This is a genomic window from Streptomyces sp. NPDC006385 (assembly GCF_040612485.1).
GTDB lineage: Bacteria > Actinomycetota > Actinomycetes > Streptomycetales > Streptomycetaceae > Streptomyces.
On the sequence record NZ_JBEXQG010000031.1, the window covers coordinates 79913 to 95683 of the forward strand.

Annotated in this window: 11 protein-coding genes and 1 pseudogene; 5 read left to right on the forward strand and 7 right to left on the reverse strand. The window is 72.0% G+C overall.

Annotated elements, in window-relative coordinates:
* Nucleotides 1–215 precede the first annotated feature (215 nt).
* Together ABZ078_RS23560 and ABZ078_RS23565 are read left to right on the forward strand one after the other, a co-directional pair.
* Complete coding sequence (locus ABZ078_RS23560; RefSeq protein ID WP_356578089.1) at nt 216–1295, forward strand: DUF1611 domain-containing protein; 1080 nt, start codon at nt 216–218, stop codon at nt 1293–1295.
* Nucleotides 1292–3112, forward strand: coding sequence for an ABC transporter ATP-binding protein (locus ABZ078_RS23565; RefSeq protein ID WP_356578091.1), 1821 nt, complete (start codon nt 1292–1294; stop codon nt 3110–3112). Before ABZ078_RS23560 ends, ABZ078_RS23565 begins: the two co-directional genes overlap by 4 nt.
* On the opposite strand, the gene ABZ078_RS23570 is transcribed toward ABZ078_RS23565, so the two are convergent.
* Nucleotides 3100–6372, reverse strand: a complete 3273-nt coding sequence (locus ABZ078_RS23570) for a S8 family peptidase (protein ID WP_356578093.1) — start codon at nt 6370–6372, stop codon at nt 3100–3102. The genes ABZ078_RS23565 and ABZ078_RS23570 overlap by 13 nt on opposite strands.
* 220 nt (nt 6373–6592) lie before the next feature.
* Between ABZ078_RS23570 and ABZ078_RS23575 the strand changes: the two genes are divergently transcribed.
* A complete protein-coding gene (locus ABZ078_RS23575; RefSeq protein ID WP_356578095.1) occupies nt 6593–10411 on the forward strand; it encodes a helix-turn-helix domain-containing protein in 3819 nt (1272 codons plus the stop codon).
* Here the strand turns inward: ABZ078_RS23575 and ABZ078_RS23580 are convergent, their stop codons facing one another.
* The 5 genes from ABZ078_RS23580 to ABZ078_RS23600 all read right to left on the reverse strand — a co-directional run bounded on the left by ABZ078_RS23580 (nt 10412) and on the right by ABZ078_RS23600 (nt 13786).
* The gene (locus ABZ078_RS23580; RefSeq protein WP_356578097.1) at nt 10412–10762 is read right to left on the reverse strand and encodes a MerR family transcriptional regulator; all 351 of its coding nucleotides are present in this window, start codon (nt 10760–10762) and stop codon (nt 10412–10414) included.
* A 426-nt stretch (nt 10763–11188) separates the two neighbouring features.
* On the reverse strand, nt 11189–11491 hold the full coding sequence (locus tag ABZ078_RS23585) for an SCO5918 family protein (protein WP_356578098.1): 303 nt from the start codon (nt 11489–11491) through the stop codon (nt 11189–11191).
* A 70-nt stretch (nt 11492–11561) separates the two neighbouring features.
* On the reverse strand, nt 11562–11843 hold the full coding sequence (locus ABZ078_RS23590; protein ID WP_356578100.1) for a CBS domain-containing protein: 282 nt from the start codon (nt 11841–11843) through the stop codon (nt 11562–11564).
* A gap of 53 nt (nt 11844–11896) precedes the next feature.
* The gene (locus tag ABZ078_RS23595) at nt 11897–13390 is read right to left on the reverse strand and encodes a DEAD/DEAH box helicase (RefSeq protein WP_356578101.1); all 1494 of its coding nucleotides are present in this window, start codon (nt 13388–13390) and stop codon (nt 11897–11899) included.
* A 192-nt stretch (nt 13391–13582) separates the two neighbouring features.
* Nucleotides 13583–13786: a cold-shock protein gene (locus tag ABZ078_RS23600; protein ID WP_028799214.1), complete on the reverse strand. Its 204-nt coding sequence runs from the start codon at nt 13784–13786 to the stop codon at nt 13583–13585.
* 596 nt (nt 13787–14382) lie between these two features.
* Between ABZ078_RS23600 and ABZ078_RS23605 the strand changes: the two are divergent.
* Nucleotides 14383–14583: pseudogene (locus ABZ078_RS23605) on the forward strand (hypothetical protein); the annotation flags it as partial.
* On the opposite strand, the gene ABZ078_RS23610 reads toward ABZ078_RS23605, so the two are convergent.
* Complete coding sequence (locus tag ABZ078_RS23610) at nt 14543–15325, reverse strand: polysaccharide deacetylase family protein (RefSeq protein ID WP_356578112.1); 783 nt, start codon at nt 15323–15325, stop codon at nt 14543–14545. The pseudogene ABZ078_RS23605 and the gene ABZ078_RS23610 sit on opposite strands and share 41 nt — an antisense overlap.
* Before the next feature lie 174 nt (nt 15326–15499).
* On the opposite strand from ABZ078_RS23610, the gene ABZ078_RS23615 reads away from it, so the two are divergent.
* Nucleotides 15500–15643 carry a hypothetical protein gene (locus ABZ078_RS23615; protein ID WP_356578104.1) on the forward strand — a complete coding sequence of 48 codons (144 nt, stop codon included), beginning with the start codon at nt 15500–15502 and terminating at the stop codon, nt 15641–15643.
* The last annotated feature ends 128 nt before the right edge of the window (nt 15644–15771 follow it).

Sequence of the window (15771 nt, forward strand, 5' to 3'; positions counted from 1 at the left end):
GTTCCGGATTGCTCGGATTGCCACATATGACGGTGGTCGGAGTGCGCAGTCTGCGAGCGCGGCGGATGCTGGTGCTCCGCGGGACGTCGGGTAAGGAGAAATCCATGCAGAGCGTGCGGTTCAATTCTGCCGGTCAAGAGGTGGCGAAGGTTTCCTATACGGCTCGCCGCCTTGTCGAACTGGGCTACGGAAGCACCAGAACCCTGGGACTGCGCGTGGAGGATGAGCCTCCGCGGGCGGGCCAACTGGTGCTGTGCCGGGTGACGGAAATCGGCCAGCACCGATTCCTCGGGCAGGTACACGGAAAGCGGAATCGGCTGTTCGTCGGCGACACCGTCGTCGTCGCCTACGGCGCACGCTACGCCCCCGACCAGTTCGAGGCGGAGGTGCCCGACGACCTCGGACCCTGTGACCTGGTCGCCGGAGGCGGCATAGCAGGACGGGTCATGTCCTCCCACTCCAGGATGAAGTCCCCCACCCGGCTGCAGCCCCTGGGCCTGGTGACCGACGAGCAGGGCGAAGTCATCACCCTCGCCCGCCTGGCCCGGCCCGTGGTGCCGGTCCTCGCTCCACGCCCGCCCACCGTCGCCGTACTCGGCACATCGATGAACGCGGGCAAGACGACCGTGGCGGCCGCCCTCATCCGCGGCCTCAGCCTGGCCGGCCGCCGGGTCGGCGCGGCGAAGGTGACCGGCACCGGTGCTCCCGGCGATCCGACGCTGATGGCCGACGCGGGCGCGGCGCGGGTCATCGACTTCACCGACCTGGGCTTCGCCACCACCTACCAGCTGCCGATGCCGCAGGTGATCCGTGTTCTGCGCAGCGCGGTCACGGATCTGACGAGCCACCAGGCGGACGCCATCGTGCTGGAGGTCGCGGACGGGATCCTGCAACGGGAGACGGCGGCGCTGATGCGGACCCCGGAATTCCGCGCCAGCGTGGACGGCATCGTGTTCGCGGCCGGTGACTCGGTCAGCGCGGTGGCGGGGGTACGGCTGCTGCGGGACGAGGGACTTCCCGTCGTGGCTCTGAGCGGCGCGCTGACGGCCTCTCCGCTGGCCATGGCCGAAGCGATGACCAACGTGGACATCCCGCTGTACCAAGCGGCCGCCCTGTCCGACCCGTCCATCGCGGGTCAGGTGTTCGCGGGCGGCGTCACGGTCGGGGGCCTCGTGGCGGACGGCGGCGGGCTGTCGGAGGACGGCGGCCAACTGGCCGACCACGGCAGGCTGCCGCAGGAACGCAGTCGGCTGACGGAGTACAGCGGTCCCCTGACGGCCGAAACAGTGGCGTGAGCGCGAAGGGCCGACGGCGCGTCCGGATCCCGCACATGCTCGGTGGTGTGCGGCGCCGGCTGATGCTCCTGTTGGTGCTCGCGGGGTTCGGGCAGGCGGTCTGCGTGGTCGGCTTCGCCCTGCTGGCGCATGGCGCGGCCTACCGCGTCTCGCACGGCGGGGAGATCGCCCCCAGCCACGACCGCAGCGCCATCTACACACATGTCGCCGGTTACGCGCCCACCACCCTGGCCGTCGGGCTCGTCACCTCGGCCTGCGCCACCGTGCTGCTCAAGGCGGCGGGCGAACCGCTCGCGGAACGGCTGGCCCAGAGCTACGTGCACAGCGTCAGAATGCGTCTCTTCGACCACGTCACCGGAAGCGAGGCGGGGGGACCGTACCGGCGCACGGTCGGTGTGACCGTGCTCCGCTTCACCGGCGACGCCTCCGCGCTCCGGCTGTGGATCAGCAAGGGCGTGGCGCCGATTCTGGTGGACGGGGTGTTCGTGGCGTGCGCGCTCGTCGTACTGGCCGTCGTCGCACCGGGCATAGGCGCGCTGTCGGCGGCCCTGATCCTCCTCGCCGCGGCCGCCGTCGCGCTGATCGGGCGGCGGCTGCGCGAACGCGTGCGCGAGACCAGACGGCACAACGGCAGGCTCGCCGCCTTCGTCAACGAACGGGTCGCGCACACCGCCGTCATCCAGTCCCTCGGGCGGGTCGAGCAGGAACGCCGGGTCATGCGGCGGCACAGCCGTGAGTACGGTCGGGCCATGGTGTGCCAGGCCCGCCTGACCGGAGCGATGTCGGCGACCGCCGAGGCGTGCGGCATCGGGATCCTGCTGGTCGTGGTCACCGTGGGCCTGGTGGCGGGCATCACCTGGGAGGCCCTCGCCTCGCTGCTGACGGTGGCGAACTTCCTCGGCGGGCCCCTGACCTCGCTGGTCCGTGTGCAGGAGCACTGGCAGCAGTCGCGGGTGGCGCGGCGGCGCATCGCCGAGATACTCGCGGCACCGGCGCCGCTGGGCCGACTGCGCGGAGCCGAGCCGCTCGCGGACGGGCCCGGTCGGCTGGAACTGGACGGGCTGCGCGTGGAGGGTGTCCTGGACGCGTCGGCCGTCGCGGCGCCCGGGCAGCGGATCGTGCTGCAAGGAGCTGCGAGCGCGGGAAAGTCCCTGCTGCTTCGCCTCATCGCGCGACTGCAGGATCCGGACGCCGGCGCCGTGCTGCTCGACGGCCAGGACCTCGCCCGGCACGATCCCGAATCGGTACGGCGGGCGATCAGGCTGACCAGCCCCGAACTGCCCCTGCTGCGCGGCACCGTGGGCCAGAACCTGCGGCTCGGTGAACCACCGGACGCGACCAAGGGAGCGGACGAGGAACACATCGAGGCCCTGGCCGAGCTGCTGCCCTACGGTCTGCGCACCCGGGTGGGCGAAGGGGGGCACGGCCTTTCCATGGCGGTGCGCTACCAGGTGGCGATGGTACGGGCGCTGCGCAGCGAGCCCCGGGTTCTGCTGCTGGACGAGGTCAGGTCGGACGAAGCGCTCGGGTCCGATCTGATGGAACGTCTGCTCGAACGGTATCCGGGCACGGTCATCTACGTCACCGACGAGCCCAAGCTCGCCGCGCGCGCGGACGTGCTCTGGCACATCGAGGACGGCAGGCTGACGGTCCACGAGCCGGTACGGCAGGTCGATGAGCCCGCGCGGCCTGCCGGAAGCGGTGCTTCCGGCAGGCTTTCCGCCGAGCGGACCGGGTCAGAGGAGCAGAGCAGCGGATCCGGTCAGCGGATCCCGCCGGCGGAACCGCTCAGCGAGCCCTCTCCTCACTTGCCGTGATACGCGTCGTGGATCGAGATCGTCGACGTGTTGTTCTTCTTGTCGGTGATCACCGCGCGGAGGGAAACGGCCTTGCCCTTCGCCGGGTTCCCCACGGTGATCTTGCCCTTCTCGACCTCGACCTTCTTCCAGGTCCTGCCGTGGTCGTACGAGACGTACACCGACAGCGACTTGAGATTGCGGCCCTTGGCGGGGCCCTCGACGGTGACCGGGAACGTGGCCTTCCTGCCGGCCGTGACCTTGCTGTCCAGGCCGGTGGCGGCACCGAAGTGGGCCGTGGAGGCAGGCAGCCGGACCGACTCCCCGCCGGACGGCCGCTGTGAACGGAACGTCCAGGTCGCGTCGATCCGCGAGGAGGCGGCCCCGAGCGCCGCGCCGCGCCTGACCGAGGTGGTCAGCTTGTACGCGGCCGCTCCGGCCGGGACCTTGAACTGCTCCTTGCCGGTGAGCGGGTCGCTGTTGGAGCCGACCTTCACGCCGTTGCGGTACAGCGTCGTCGTCGCCGAGGCGATGGCCGATTCGGTGGTGTGCCCCGCGCCGTCGGCGAACAGCGAGAGCGCGCCGTAGAGCTTGTCGCCGTCACGGAAGACACCGTTGCCGATGGAGCCGCCGGCCGTCATGCGCGGCCCGATCACCGCCGCGTTGAACTTCTGCCGGTAGGTCCGGCCCGCCTTGAGCTTCAGGTAGTCGTCGACCCAGGAGGACACCTCGGGGACCGGCTTGCCGTCGGAGTCCAGCTTGCCGGAGTACTGGTAGAAGTCGGGCCGCCACTCGACGCCGCCCACGGCCGACACGTGGTACGTGCGGGTGCCGGGCAGCTTCTGCGGGACGGCGTCGGCGAAGGCGGACAGGTAGCCGTAGCCGTCGGGCACGGTACCCGTGAGGGTCACGGCGCCGGTCTTGCCGGGCGCCGAGGCGCCCATGCCGACCTTCAGCGTCGCGAGGTCGCCCGCCTTGTAGTGGCGTACGTACGCCCCCTTGAGCTTCTTCACCGGAGCGGCGGCGGCGATGTCGTACTCGGCGGTGCGGCCCTTGGTCCACTGCCCGGACCAGGTCTGGGCGAGGTGGTCGACCGCCGGGCCGAGATGGGCGACGCGGATGTCGGAGAAGGAGTCCGCGAGAACGCCGCTGCCGTTCTGACCGCTGGTGCCCGCGTAGTACTTGTACGACACCCAGGCGCTCTTGGGCCTGGCCGCGCGGTCCGGCACGGTGATGTCGGGCGACCTGGTCCTGTTCAGGTCGAGCGTGACCGTCATGTTCCTGGTGACGGTCAGCCTGGGCGCGACGAGCCAGTCGACGCCCCCCGTGTAGGAGGTGAGGTTCTTGGCGCTGACCGACTCCAGTGTGTAACTGCCCTTGGGCACCCGGACGGTGACGCTGTCGTCCGTGGACCCGGACGACAGCCAGGACGTTCCTTCCTGGCCGTCGATGCTCGTCAGGGAGGCGAGGTGCTTCGGGTGCTGCCCGGCGCGGTTGACGTACTTCAGGGTGACGTCGTAGTGCTCGGTCTCCCGCATGACACCCACCGACGTACCGACGCTCTGACCGCCGCCCGTGGCCGTCACCCGTGCCGAGTACCCGCCGTCGAGCGTGCCGCCCAGCTTGCTGTTCACGGTGACACCGACCGAGGCCCTGCCGCCGGCCGGGACGGTGACCGTCTTCGCCCCGAGGGTGAAGAAGCCCGCCGGAGCGGCCTTGCCCCGGGGGTCGCGGGCCGTGGCGGAGAGGGCGAGCGTGACGTCCTTCGTGCCGTGGTTGCGGTACGTCAGCCGCCGGGTGACCGGGGTGTCGTCGGTGTGCGGCCACTGCTGGACGGGGAATTCCAGCGCGGACGGCTCGGCGACCACGCTCTGTCCGAGGGCCTTGTCGACCTGGATGCGGCCCGCACCGCCCTGGAACGGGGCGTAGTCGCCGGCCTTCGAGGACGCGGAGAGCACGGCCTTCAGCTCACTGAACCGCCAGTCCGGGTGCTGCTGCTTGAGCAGGGCCGCCGCGCCCGCGACGTGCGGGGTCGCCATCGACGTACCCGAGATCGTCACATAGCCGGCCGGCTTCTCGCCGTACTCCTCGGCGATGACGCTGCCCTTGACGGAGGCCGCGGTGATGTCCACGCCGGGCGCGGTGACGTCCGGCTTGAGCGTGCCGTCGGCGGTCGGGCCGCGGCTGGAGAAGGAGGCGAGCGCGTCCTTGCCGTCCACGGCGCCGACGGTCAGCGCGTTCGCCGCGCTGCCCGGCGAGTCGAGGGTCGCGGCGCCGCCCTCGCCCTCGTTGCCGGCGGCGATGGCGAAGAGGATGCCCTTCTGCTCGGAGAGCTTGTTCACCGCGGTTTCGAGCGGGTCCACGCCCGGGGCGTCGGCGCTGCCCAGGCTGAGGTTGACGATGTCGGCGCCCTGCTGGGCGGCCCACTCGACGCCCGCGAGGATGTCGGAGTCCTCGCCGCCGCCCTCGTCGTTCAGGACCTTGCCGTTGAGGATCTTCGCGCCGGGCGCGACCCCCTTGTACGTGCCGCCGGACTTGGCACCCGTGCCCGCCACGATGGACGCGACGTGTGTGCCGTGCCCGAAGTGGTCGCCGGTGTCCCGGGCGGAGGTGAAGTTCTTGGCGGCGATCACCTGGGTCCTCAGATCCGGGTGGGTCGTGTCGACGCCCGTGTCCAGGACGGCGACCTTGACGCCCTTGCCGTCGTAGCCCTTCGCCCAGGCGGTGGGCACGCCGATCTGCGGTACGGACGTGTCGAGGCTGGCCCTGCGGACGCCGTCCAGCCACACGTGCGCGATGCCGGAGGCCGCCCTGTTGCCGTTGGTGAGCGCGTCCCACAGCTTGCGCGTGTCCGCGACCCGGGTCTGCACCGCGTCCGCGTTCAACGACGGGAAGGTCCGGCGGAGGGTGCCCGAGTCCCGGACGCCGCTCCTCGCGGTGGACGCGTCGCCCTTGTAGCCGACGATGACCTTCAGGCCGTCGCGCCGGCTCTCGCGGACGGCCGCCTTGCCGAGCTCGGTGACGTCGAACAGCCGCTGGTCGAGCCGTTCGGCCGCGATCAGCGGGGCCGCGTCCATCGGTATGACGAGGGTGTGTCCGCCGACGGTGCGCGTCTGCACCGGGACGTGCTCGCGCCCCTTGGCCCGTTCCACGCCGACGACCCGGCCCTCGGCGTCGACGACGACACGGTCACCGGTGATGAGGGTGAGGCGGTGCTGGCCGGACGGCGCCGCGCCCTTGGCAGCGCTCCCGGCGGAGGGCACGGCCGTCGCCTGGGCCATGCCGGTCAGTCCTGTCAGTCCTGTGGCGAGCGCCGTGGCGACCGCCGCGGCGGCCCATGCTGTTTTCCTGTGGCTGCGCAAGGTTCCCCTTCGAATGATCAGGAGTCGGACGGTCCGAGCCTGATCAAGGAAGCGTTGATGCACAGCCCTCCTTCGCCGGTGAAACAACTTTTCGCGGCCGAGCGACATCTAGCCGGGCGAGAGCTGAGGGAGGTGACCAGTGGGTCGTCCGGAAAGGCCCCTGGAACCGGAGGCCGGGCCCGTTCAGCGCCTCGCGCACGAGCTGCGGGAGTTGCGCAGGGCCGCCGGCACTCCGTCGTACCGGGCCATGGCCGCGGCCGCCGGCATCTCGGCGACCACGCTGTCACGGGCCGCGGCCGGGGAACGGCTGCCGACGCTCGACGTCCTGCGGGGATACGTGCGCGCGTGCGGCGGCGACCCCCCGGAGTGGGAAGCGCGCTGGAAGGAGGCCGAGGCGGCGGCCGTGCGAGCGGCCGTGAGCGAGGAGGCGGACGACACCGGCCCGCCGTACCGGGGCCTGGGGCGCTTCGAACCCGGTGACCGCGACCTGTTCTTCGGCCGCGACCGGGTGGCGGAGGAACTGACCGGACTGGTCCGCGACCACCGGCTCGCGGTGCTGTTCGGGGCGTCCGGCAGCGGCAAGTCCTCGCTGCTGCGGGCCGGACTGATCCCGCGGCTCCAGGAGCGGATCGCCGAGGAGCGGATCGCCGAGGAGCGGGCCGCTGGGGCGCGGGCTGCCGAGGCCGGGGGCTCGGCGGTGCTGCGGATCCTCACGCCCGGGCCTCGCCCCGCCGCCGCTTACGGCCACCTGCTGGCACCGGCCGCGGGCGAGCCCGAGAGCTGGGTCGTGGTCGACCAGTTCGAGGAGGTCTTCACCCTCTGCCGGGACCAGGCCGAGCGGGCCCGCTTCATCGACCTCCTGCTGGCCGCGCGCGACCCCGGCAGCCGGCTGCGGGTCCTGATCTCCGTACGCGCGGACTTCTACGCCCGCTGCCTGGAGCACCGGGGCCTGGCGGACGCGCTGCGCGGGGCCGGGCTGGCCCTCGGGCCGATGACCGCGCAGGAGCTGCGGGAGACAGTGGTCAAACCGGCCGCCGCGAGCGGACTCGTCGTCGAGCGGGAACTGACCGCGCGGATCGTCGACGAGGTCCTGGACGAGCCCGGCGGTCTGCCGATGCTCTCCCACGCCCTGCTGGAGACCTGGCGGCGGCGGCGCGGGCGGATGCTGACCCTGGCCGCGTACGAGGCGGCCGGCGGAGTGCGCGGCGCGATCGCGGCGACCGCGGAGGAGGCGTACGGGCAGCTGTCCCCGGACCAGGCGCGTGCCGCCCGGCAGCTGCTGCTGCGGATGGTGGAGCCGGGCCGGGACGACCAGGGCGGCGGCCCCGACACCCGGCGCCCGCTGACCCGGACGGAACTGGACGAGTGGGCGGACCCCGCGGCGTCGCAGGTCGTCGAGCGGCTGGCCCGCGCCCGCCTGCTCACCGCCGACGAGAACGACGTCCAGCTCGCCCACGAGGCCCTGCTCACCTGCTGGCCCCGGCTCGCCGCCTGGTTGGAGGAGGGGCGCGAACGCCTGCGCCAGCACCGGCGCCTGACCGAGGCCGCCCACGTCTGGGTGGAGACCGACCGCGACCCCGGCGCCCTCTACCGCGGCACCCGGCTCGACCGTGCCCAGGAGCTGTTCGGGGACGACGGTGGGCTCACCGCGACCGAGCGGGAGTTCCTCGCGGCGGCGTTCCGGGCCCGCGACGAGGAACACCGTACGGCCGCCCGGATCGCCCGCCGCTCCCGGGTCCTGCTCGCGTCGCTGTCCGCCGTCGTCGTCGTGGCGCTGGTCGCCGGGCTGACCGCCTGGAGCCAGTACCGCGCGGGCGAACAGCAGCGCACCGACACCGCCGCCCGGCGCGTCGCCGCCGTCGCCGACTCCCTGCGCACCACCGACCCGCGCACCGCGATGCTGCTCGGCGCCGCCGCCTGGCGGACCTCCCCGCTGCCGGAGACCCGCCGCGCCCTGTTCGACGCCGTGACCCAGCCGGAGCTGGACGCCTTCACCGAGCCCGCGCCGAACGCCTTCCTCGCCGACTCCGGCCGCACCCTGCTCGGCGTCGACGGACGGGCCTGGCGCACCTGGGACGTGACCGCACACCGCCGTACGGCCTCGGGAACGCTGCCGGCCGGCGCCCAGGTGATCGCCGCCGGCCCCGACGGCCGGGTGCTGGCGCTCGCCACGGACGACGCCGTACGGCTGTGGGACACGACGCGCAGCCGCTGGACCGGCGACCCCGGCCCGCTCCCGCGCCGCTTCGCCGGCGTCGCCTTCGGCAGCAGCGGCCGCAGCTATCTGGAGAGCGACCTGGACGACGACCGCGTGCGCCTGCGCTCCCTCGCCGACGGCCGACCGCTGTTCGAGACCCGGGCGTCCGGTGAGGCCCGCGTCGCCCCGAGCCCCGACGACCGCCACGTGGCCGTCTGCACCGCAGGGCAGGCCCCTCAGGTCTGGGACACCCGCACCCACCGCACGCTCCCCGGCGCCTGGCGCGACGCCGGCGACCTGTGCGACGAGGACGACGTGCGGGTGGTGTTCGGCGCCGGGAGCGGGAAGACGGGGGAGGCCGGGAACGCGGGGGAGGCCGGGAACGCCGGGGAGGTGCGGGAGGCCGCCCACCGGTTCGCCGTCGTCTCGGCGACGGGCGTACGCGTCTGGGACACGCGGACGGGACACCAGGTGGCCGCGCTCACCGACCCGGAGGTGAAGTCGGCCGCCTTCAGCGCGGACGGGAGGTTCCTGGCGACGGCCGGTGACACGCGGATCGACGTCTGGCGGCTCTCGGCCCCCGACGCCCCCGTCTTCCAGTACCCCCTCGACGAGCAGCAGACCGACGGCGCCCTGGCCTGGGACCCCGTCCACCCCACCCTCCGTTACCTGGCGGGCGGCACCGTGCACTCCTTCGACACGACGACGGCCACCACGCCGACGTGGCGCGCACGCGCACTGGACGGCGCCCTGCTCGCCCCGGACGGGCACACGCTCGCCACCGCCGAACTCAAGGGCGGCCAGTGCCACTTCGCGCTGCGCGACACGCGCACCGGACACGTGACGCGGACACTGCCGGCCGTGCCGCTCTCCGGCCGGTCCAGCCACCCCCTGATGGCGTTCAGCCCGGACGGCAGGACGTTCGCGTACGGCGTCTCGGCCGCCGAGCGGGGCGCCGCCCAGCGGATCACCGTCTGGGACGTGGCCCGTGCCCGCGCCCTGACCACAGTGGACCTGGCGCCGGACCGCCCGGCGGAGAGCGTGGTCTCCCTGGCCCTCGGTCCCGGCGGCCGCACCCTGTACGCGGCCCGTCCCAGGAACGACGGCGGGGTGACGGACGAGGTGTGGAACACGACGGCGCACCGCAGGCAGGGCGTGGTGCCGGGACTGTCGAGCACCCGCCTCGCGGCCCGCGCCGACGGCCGTCTCCTCGTCGGCGACAACGGTGCCGCCCGCCTCCCCACCGGCCGGGCGACGGCCCTGGACCTGACCGGGGGCGAGGGCATCACGGCCCTCGCCTTCACGGCGGACGGCTCCCGGCTGGCCGCGAGCGACCGCACCGGCCGCGTCGCCCTCTGGGACGGCGACCTGCGCTTTCGCACGGGCGTCCTGCGCGACGCCTTCCCCGGCTCCCCGGCCGACAGCGCCGAAACGGTCGGCGCCCTCGCCCTGAGCCCCGACGGCCTTACGCTCGCGGTGGGCGGCGACCAAGGCACGCTCCAGCTCTGGGACACCGCGACCTGGCAGCCGCTCGGGGGCCCCTTGCCGACCCCGGGCGAGGCGATCGGCTCCCTGGCCTTCAGCGGCGACAACCGCGTTCTGTACGCGAGCGGCGCCCACGTCCCCTTCCAGCGGTACGTCGTCGACCCCGCCCGGCTGGTCCGCCAGGTCTGCGACCGGGCCGGCGGCGCCGACCTGACCGAGGAACGGTGGCGGACGAACGTGCCGGACACGCCGTATCGGAGGGTGTGCGACCAGTGATCAGTTCGAACCGGGGCCGGAGCGGTCGGACGCCTCGTTCGCGGCACGGCGGTACTCGGCGTTGATGCGCTGAGCCTCCTCGAGCTGGTCCTCGAGGATGACGATGCGGCAGGCAGCCTCGATCGGGGTTCCCCTGTCGACGAGCTCGCGGGCGCGAGCCGCGATCCGCAGCTGGTAGCGGGAGTACCGGCGATGTCCGCCTTCCGAGCGCAGCGGTGTGATCAGACGAGCCTCACCGATGGCTCGGAGGAAGCCAGGGGTGGTGCCGAGCATTTCGGCCGCCCGACCCATGGTGTACGCGGGGTAGTCGTCGTCGTCCAGACGATCGCTGAGTGGGGTATCTGCTGCCATGTCACCTCGTTGTGCAACGCGTCGAGGGGCCCTGGTGCCGTACGGCACCAGGGCCCCGAAGGGAATTCAACACCATCTGTCGGCCCTCATGCTGGGCCGGGCGATCCTGATGGCGTCTGCTCCTCCATCCTTTCCTGTGAATCAATCACTTGGTGAAGGGGGTACTGCGGTACTGCCGTACTGCTTCAGGTACTGCCACCCGCCAGTTCGTGTCTGCCGGGTCTCGTCTGACCTTGTCGACGAGAAAAAGGTTAACCGTGCCAGGAGCCGATGTCTACTCTGGCAAGAGTAGATTTTGGTGTCCGCGTGCCGCAGGCATCCTGGCGCTCGCGACAACGGGTGGGAGACGCCGACACAAGAACGGTGAGGGCCCTGCCGACGCGCGTCGGCAGGGCCCTCACCGGGTCTGTGGTGTCTGTGATGTTCCTAGGCGGTGCCCCCGAGCAGCGCCGAGGCGGTCCGCAGCGGAGTGGGGACAGCCACCGGCGCGGTCTCGATCCGGTCGTGGCAGGTGAAGCCGAGGCGGGTCATGGCTCGCACGACCTCGCCGCTGGTGAAGTCGCGGCGGTCCTGTCGGGTGACGACCTGGCCCACTTGCTTGACCGGGTAGCGGCGGCGGCCGATGGTCACGGACTCGCCCGTGACGAGTTCGGGCGTGACGCCCTTCATCGAGGTCAGCACCCCGCTCTTGGTCAGCTCGAACGGGTACCGGGCGATGACACAGCGCATGATGCCTCACAGACGAGAAGAAGGAGAACGGACTGACCGGGCGAGGTGGACCGGCGGGCGACGCCGAGGATCAGCGGGTGAGGGCGTGGACGTCCCGTAGACGGATCCGGTCCGTGTAGGCGGGGCTGTCGCGGAGAACGGCGAGCCCGGCCAGGGTGATCAGGCCCGTGCTCTGGTCGTCCCCGTCGCAGAGGACGACATGGTCGACACGGGCACCGGCCATGAGGGACAGAGCCACCTCGACCGTCATGTCGTCACGGACCCGAGGTCCGGCCGCGCCGCCCCCGCCGTCGACCACGGTCCTGGGGGAGCGGTCCAGTACCTGCTGCGTCTGCGTCTGCGTCGGCGTCATAGGTGCCTCCAGCCGGAAAGGGGTGGGCTTGTGATCACAGCGCTCACAGCGCTCTAGGCGGCCGAGCCGGAGCCGGGCCGCCGCTGTGCTCCGCGGCGCGCGGCTTCGCCGGCGGGCCGGCCCTGGCCGGCGTGGCCCCGGCGACCCCGACGGCCCCGGGACGAAGAAGACGCGCCGCGGGGGCGTTCCGCGCTCGGCGCGGTGATGACGACCGGGACACCGGACGGGGCCTGGGCGCCTGTGATGCGGCTCAGCTCCGCCTCGCCCGAACGCACCTGGGCGATCCGGGGGGTGATGCCCGCCGAAGCCATCAGCCGGCTCATACCGCGACGCTGATCAGGGGTCACCAGGGTGACGACGCTGCCGGACTCGCCGGCGCGGGCCGTACGACCGCCGCGGTGCAGGTAGTCCTTGTGGTCACTGGGCGGATCCACATTGACGACCAGGTCGAGGTTGTCGACGTGGATGCCCCGCGCCGCGACGTTGGTCGCCACCAGTACCGTCACATGCCCGCTCTTGAACTGGGCCAGGGTGCGCGTGCGCTGCGGCTGGGACTTGCCGCCGTGCAGGGCCGCGGCGCGGACACCGTTGCTCAGCAGGTGCTTGGTCAGCCGGTCCGCCGCGTGCTTGGTGTCGAGGAACATGATCACTCGACCGTCTCGTGCCGCGATCTCGGTGGTCGTCCGATGCTTGTCCGCGTCGTGCACATGGAGGACGTGGTGCTCCATCGTGGTGACCGCGCCCGCGGACGGATCGACCGAGTGGACCACGGGATCGTGGAGGTAGGTGCGCACCAGGCGGTCGACGTTGCGGTCCAGGGTGGCCGAGAACAGCATCCGCTGCCCACCCGGACGCACCTGGTCGAGCAGGGCGGTGACCTGGGGCATGAAGCCCATGTCGGCCATCTGGTCGGCCTCGTCGAGGACCGTGATGTCGACGGCGTCCAGCCGGCAGTCGCCCCGGTCGATGAGGTCCTTGAGCCGTCCGGGCGTCGCGACGACCAGCTCGGCACCGGCGCGCAGCGCACCGGCCTGCCGACCGAGGGACATCCCGCCGACGACGGTGGCCAGCCGCAGGCTCACGGAGCGGGCGTACGGGGTGAGCGCGTCGGTGACCTGCTGGGCGAGCTCGCGGGTGGGGACGAGGACGAGGGCGAGCGGCTGCCGTGGCTCGGCACGCCGCCCCGCTGTACGGGCCAGTACGGCGAGGCCGAAGGCGAGGGTCTTGCCCGAGCCGGTGCGGCCACGGCCGAGTACGTCACGGCCGGCCAGGGAGTTCGGCAGGGTCGCCGCCTGGATCGGGAAGGGTGCGGTGACGCCTTCGCGGCCGAGCGTGGCCAACAGCCGTGCGGGCATGGCGAGATCGGCGAACGACTCGACGGCGGGCAGCGCGGGCGTGATCGTCTTCGGTGGGGCGAACTCGCCCTGTACGACGACCCGTCCGGCCGGTCGATTTCCGTAGCTCTTGCGGCGCGGACCACCGGAGCGGCTGGCGCCGGCACCTCCTGCGGTGCGGTCATATGTGCGGGATGTATGGGCACGCTTCATGCGGAGCCTTCCTTGACGGGGCGCGCGGCAAGGAATTCCCGCAGCAGACGAGCAGCGCAGAGAATCTCGAGACGAGCCGAAGTAGATGGGGGCCGAGGGGAATCTTCCCGTCTCGTGCCCTGAAATGCAGCGAGCTGGGGCCCGCCCCAGAGGTGCGGGCCCCAGCTGCAAAGTATGTGTGGTGCGCCGATGTCAGGCGGGCACGATGTTCTCGGCCGTCGGGCCCTTCTGGCCCTGCGCGATGTCGAACGACACCTTCTGGCCTTCCAGCAGCTCGCGGAAGCCTTGGGTGGCGATGTTCGAGTAGTGGGCGAAGACGTCGGCGCCGCCGCCGTCCTGCTCGATGAAGCCGAAGCCCTTTTCCGCGTTGAACCACTTCACGGTGCCAGTAGCCATGTCATTTCTCCTTCGGAGGCGGTGTCAGGAATTCACCCTGTGTGAATTCCGTGTCGCCGTGATGATTACCCCGTCGGAAATGAACCTTCTGGCAACCACACCTGCAACTGAGATCGACAGTAGCACGGTGCGACCGCCCCTGCGCGATCGGGAATTTCATTCCGATCGCCCGTCCGAGGAATACTCGCCGTACCCCGCACCTATTTCTCATTTCACGGGCACAGATATTGCTCTGCGCGGGCACAGCCTTCCTGCCGTGCCCTTCCCCCCGCAGCCCTGTGACCTCCGCCGACGGGATCCGCGTCGCCGCCGCCGTCGGCAGCGGACGACACCACGGCGAACGCCCCGACACCCCACTACAGCGAGGAAGGTCACATCCCCCGGCGATGCAGGCTCCCGCCTGCCTGTCGAGGTCAGGTGCTTCGGCATGCCCGCACTCGATCCTCGCCGGGAGGTGCCTTGTCTTTCCTCACCGCACTCAGTACGTCCTGCCTGGGCGTCGTGTTCCTGGTCTCCTCCACTCCTCGTACCAGGCCCTGTCCCCGGCGGGACCGCCGAGGTCGAGACCGCTCGGGCGGCAGGGTCACGGCCCGGCCCGACTGCCGCTGGCCCTGGAGGGACTGGACAGCACCGCCCTGCGTCAGCTGACCTGCACGATCGCCTACAGCCAGGACGCCGACGGCCAGGTCGTCGTGGAACTGACGGGACAGGACAGGGCATCGAGGTCCGGCACCTGCGGACTCGCCGCACTTCCCCTCAGCGCACCGGGAAGCCGAAGGAATGGCCCTGTTCCTTGAGCCGGGGGAGGATCCGGCGCAGGGCCTCGACGGTCTGGGAGCGGTCGCCTCCCGCGTCGTGGAAGAGGACTGTCGGCCCGCCCGGCAGTTCCCGCTCGACGGTGGCGACGATGGCGTCGACGCCCGGCCGTTCGAAGTCCTTGGTGTCCACGTTCCAGCCCAGCGGGCGCATGCCCCGGGAGGCGGCGAGCGTGCGGCTGTAGGGGGTGAAGGCCCCGCCCGGCGCCCGGTAGTACATCGGTCGTACGCCCCCGGACGCCTTGGTGATCATGCGTTCGGCGTCGAGTATCTCCCGCGACTGGTAGGCCCGGGACTTTCCGTCCATGGCGGTGTCGTGCGACACCGAGTGGTCGCACAGCCGGTGCCCGTCCGCGACCACCTTCTTCACGAGGTCCGGGTGGGCCTGTGCCTGCGTCCCCACCATGCAGAACGTGGCCTTCACCCCGTACTCCCGCAGCACGTCGAGCACTTGGGGGGTCCACACGGGGTCGGGGCCGTCGTCGATGGTGATGTTGACGCCGCGCGCCCCCTTGTCCGAGGCGTGCGCGATCGTCACCGCGACCGGCTCGACGTCACCGCCCGGCGTGCCCGGCGTGGCCGACGCGGTCGCCCTTGGCGACGAGCCGCCCACGGCACCGGCCTGCGCGGTCCATATCGAGGCACCGACGGCGAGCGCCGTCACCCCGAGCGCCGCCCCGACCACCTTGCCGTACCAGCCCCGCCCGCCGCCGTGCCGTGCCATGTCCGCCCCGCTTTCCCGCAGTTCCTCGCCGATCCCCGGCCGCCCTCGCGACCACCTGGCAGGACGGAGGGCGGCGGCCACGGGATGCGTCCGTTACCGATCACGGACAATCCCGAGGGCGTTCGCGGACAACTCGTCGAGACCGTCGAGACCAGGGAGGCCAGGGAGACCAGGGTGACCATCCCCGTCATCTCACAGGCGGCGCAGGCCGGGACGGCCGGGCGGCTCCTGGTCCGCACGCCGGGCAGCCAGGCGGTGGTCCGCACGGTCTCCGGGCCCTTCTCCGCTGGGGCCCTCCAGCGCTCGGGCGGCAGATAGCGGCCAACCGCTGGGTGAACGGCCCCTGCTGACCCACCCTCCCCACTGACCCACCCTCCCCACTGACCCGTCCCCGCCGCTCGCGCCCATCACTGGAGGAGTACGACTTCGGCGCCAAGCGCTACCAC

What these genes read in the sequence shown, in the direction of transcription:
- ABZ078_RS23570 (WP_356578093.1), bottom strand. Translation starts at nt 6,372, where the DNA reads ATGGCCCAGGCGACGGCCGTGCCCTCCGCCGGGAGCGCTGCCAAGGGC.
- ABZ078_RS23580 (WP_356578097.1), bottom strand. Translation starts at nt 10,762, where the DNA reads ATGGCAGCAGATACCCCACTCAGCGATCGTCTGGACGACGACGACTAC.
- ABZ078_RS23585 (WP_356578098.1), bottom strand. Translation starts at nt 11,491, where the DNA reads ATGCGCTGTGTCATCGCCCGGTACCCGTTCGAGCTGACCAAGAGCGGG.
- ABZ078_RS23590 (WP_356578100.1), bottom strand. Translation starts at nt 11,843, where the DNA reads ATGACGCCGACGCAGACGCAGACGCAGCAGGTACTGGACCGCTCCCCC.
- ABZ078_RS23595 (WP_356578101.1), bottom strand. Translation starts at nt 13,390, where the DNA reads ATGAAGCGTGCCCATACATCCCGCACATATGACCGCACCGCAGGAGGT.
- ABZ078_RS23600 (WP_028799214.1), bottom strand. Translation starts at nt 13,786, where the DNA reads ATGGCTACTGGCACCGTGAAGTGGTTCAACGCGGAAAAGGGCTTCGGC.
- ABZ078_RS23610 (WP_356578112.1), bottom strand. Translation starts at nt 15,325, where the DNA reads ATGGCACGGCACGGCGGCGGGCGGGGCTGGTACGGCAAGGTGGTCGGG.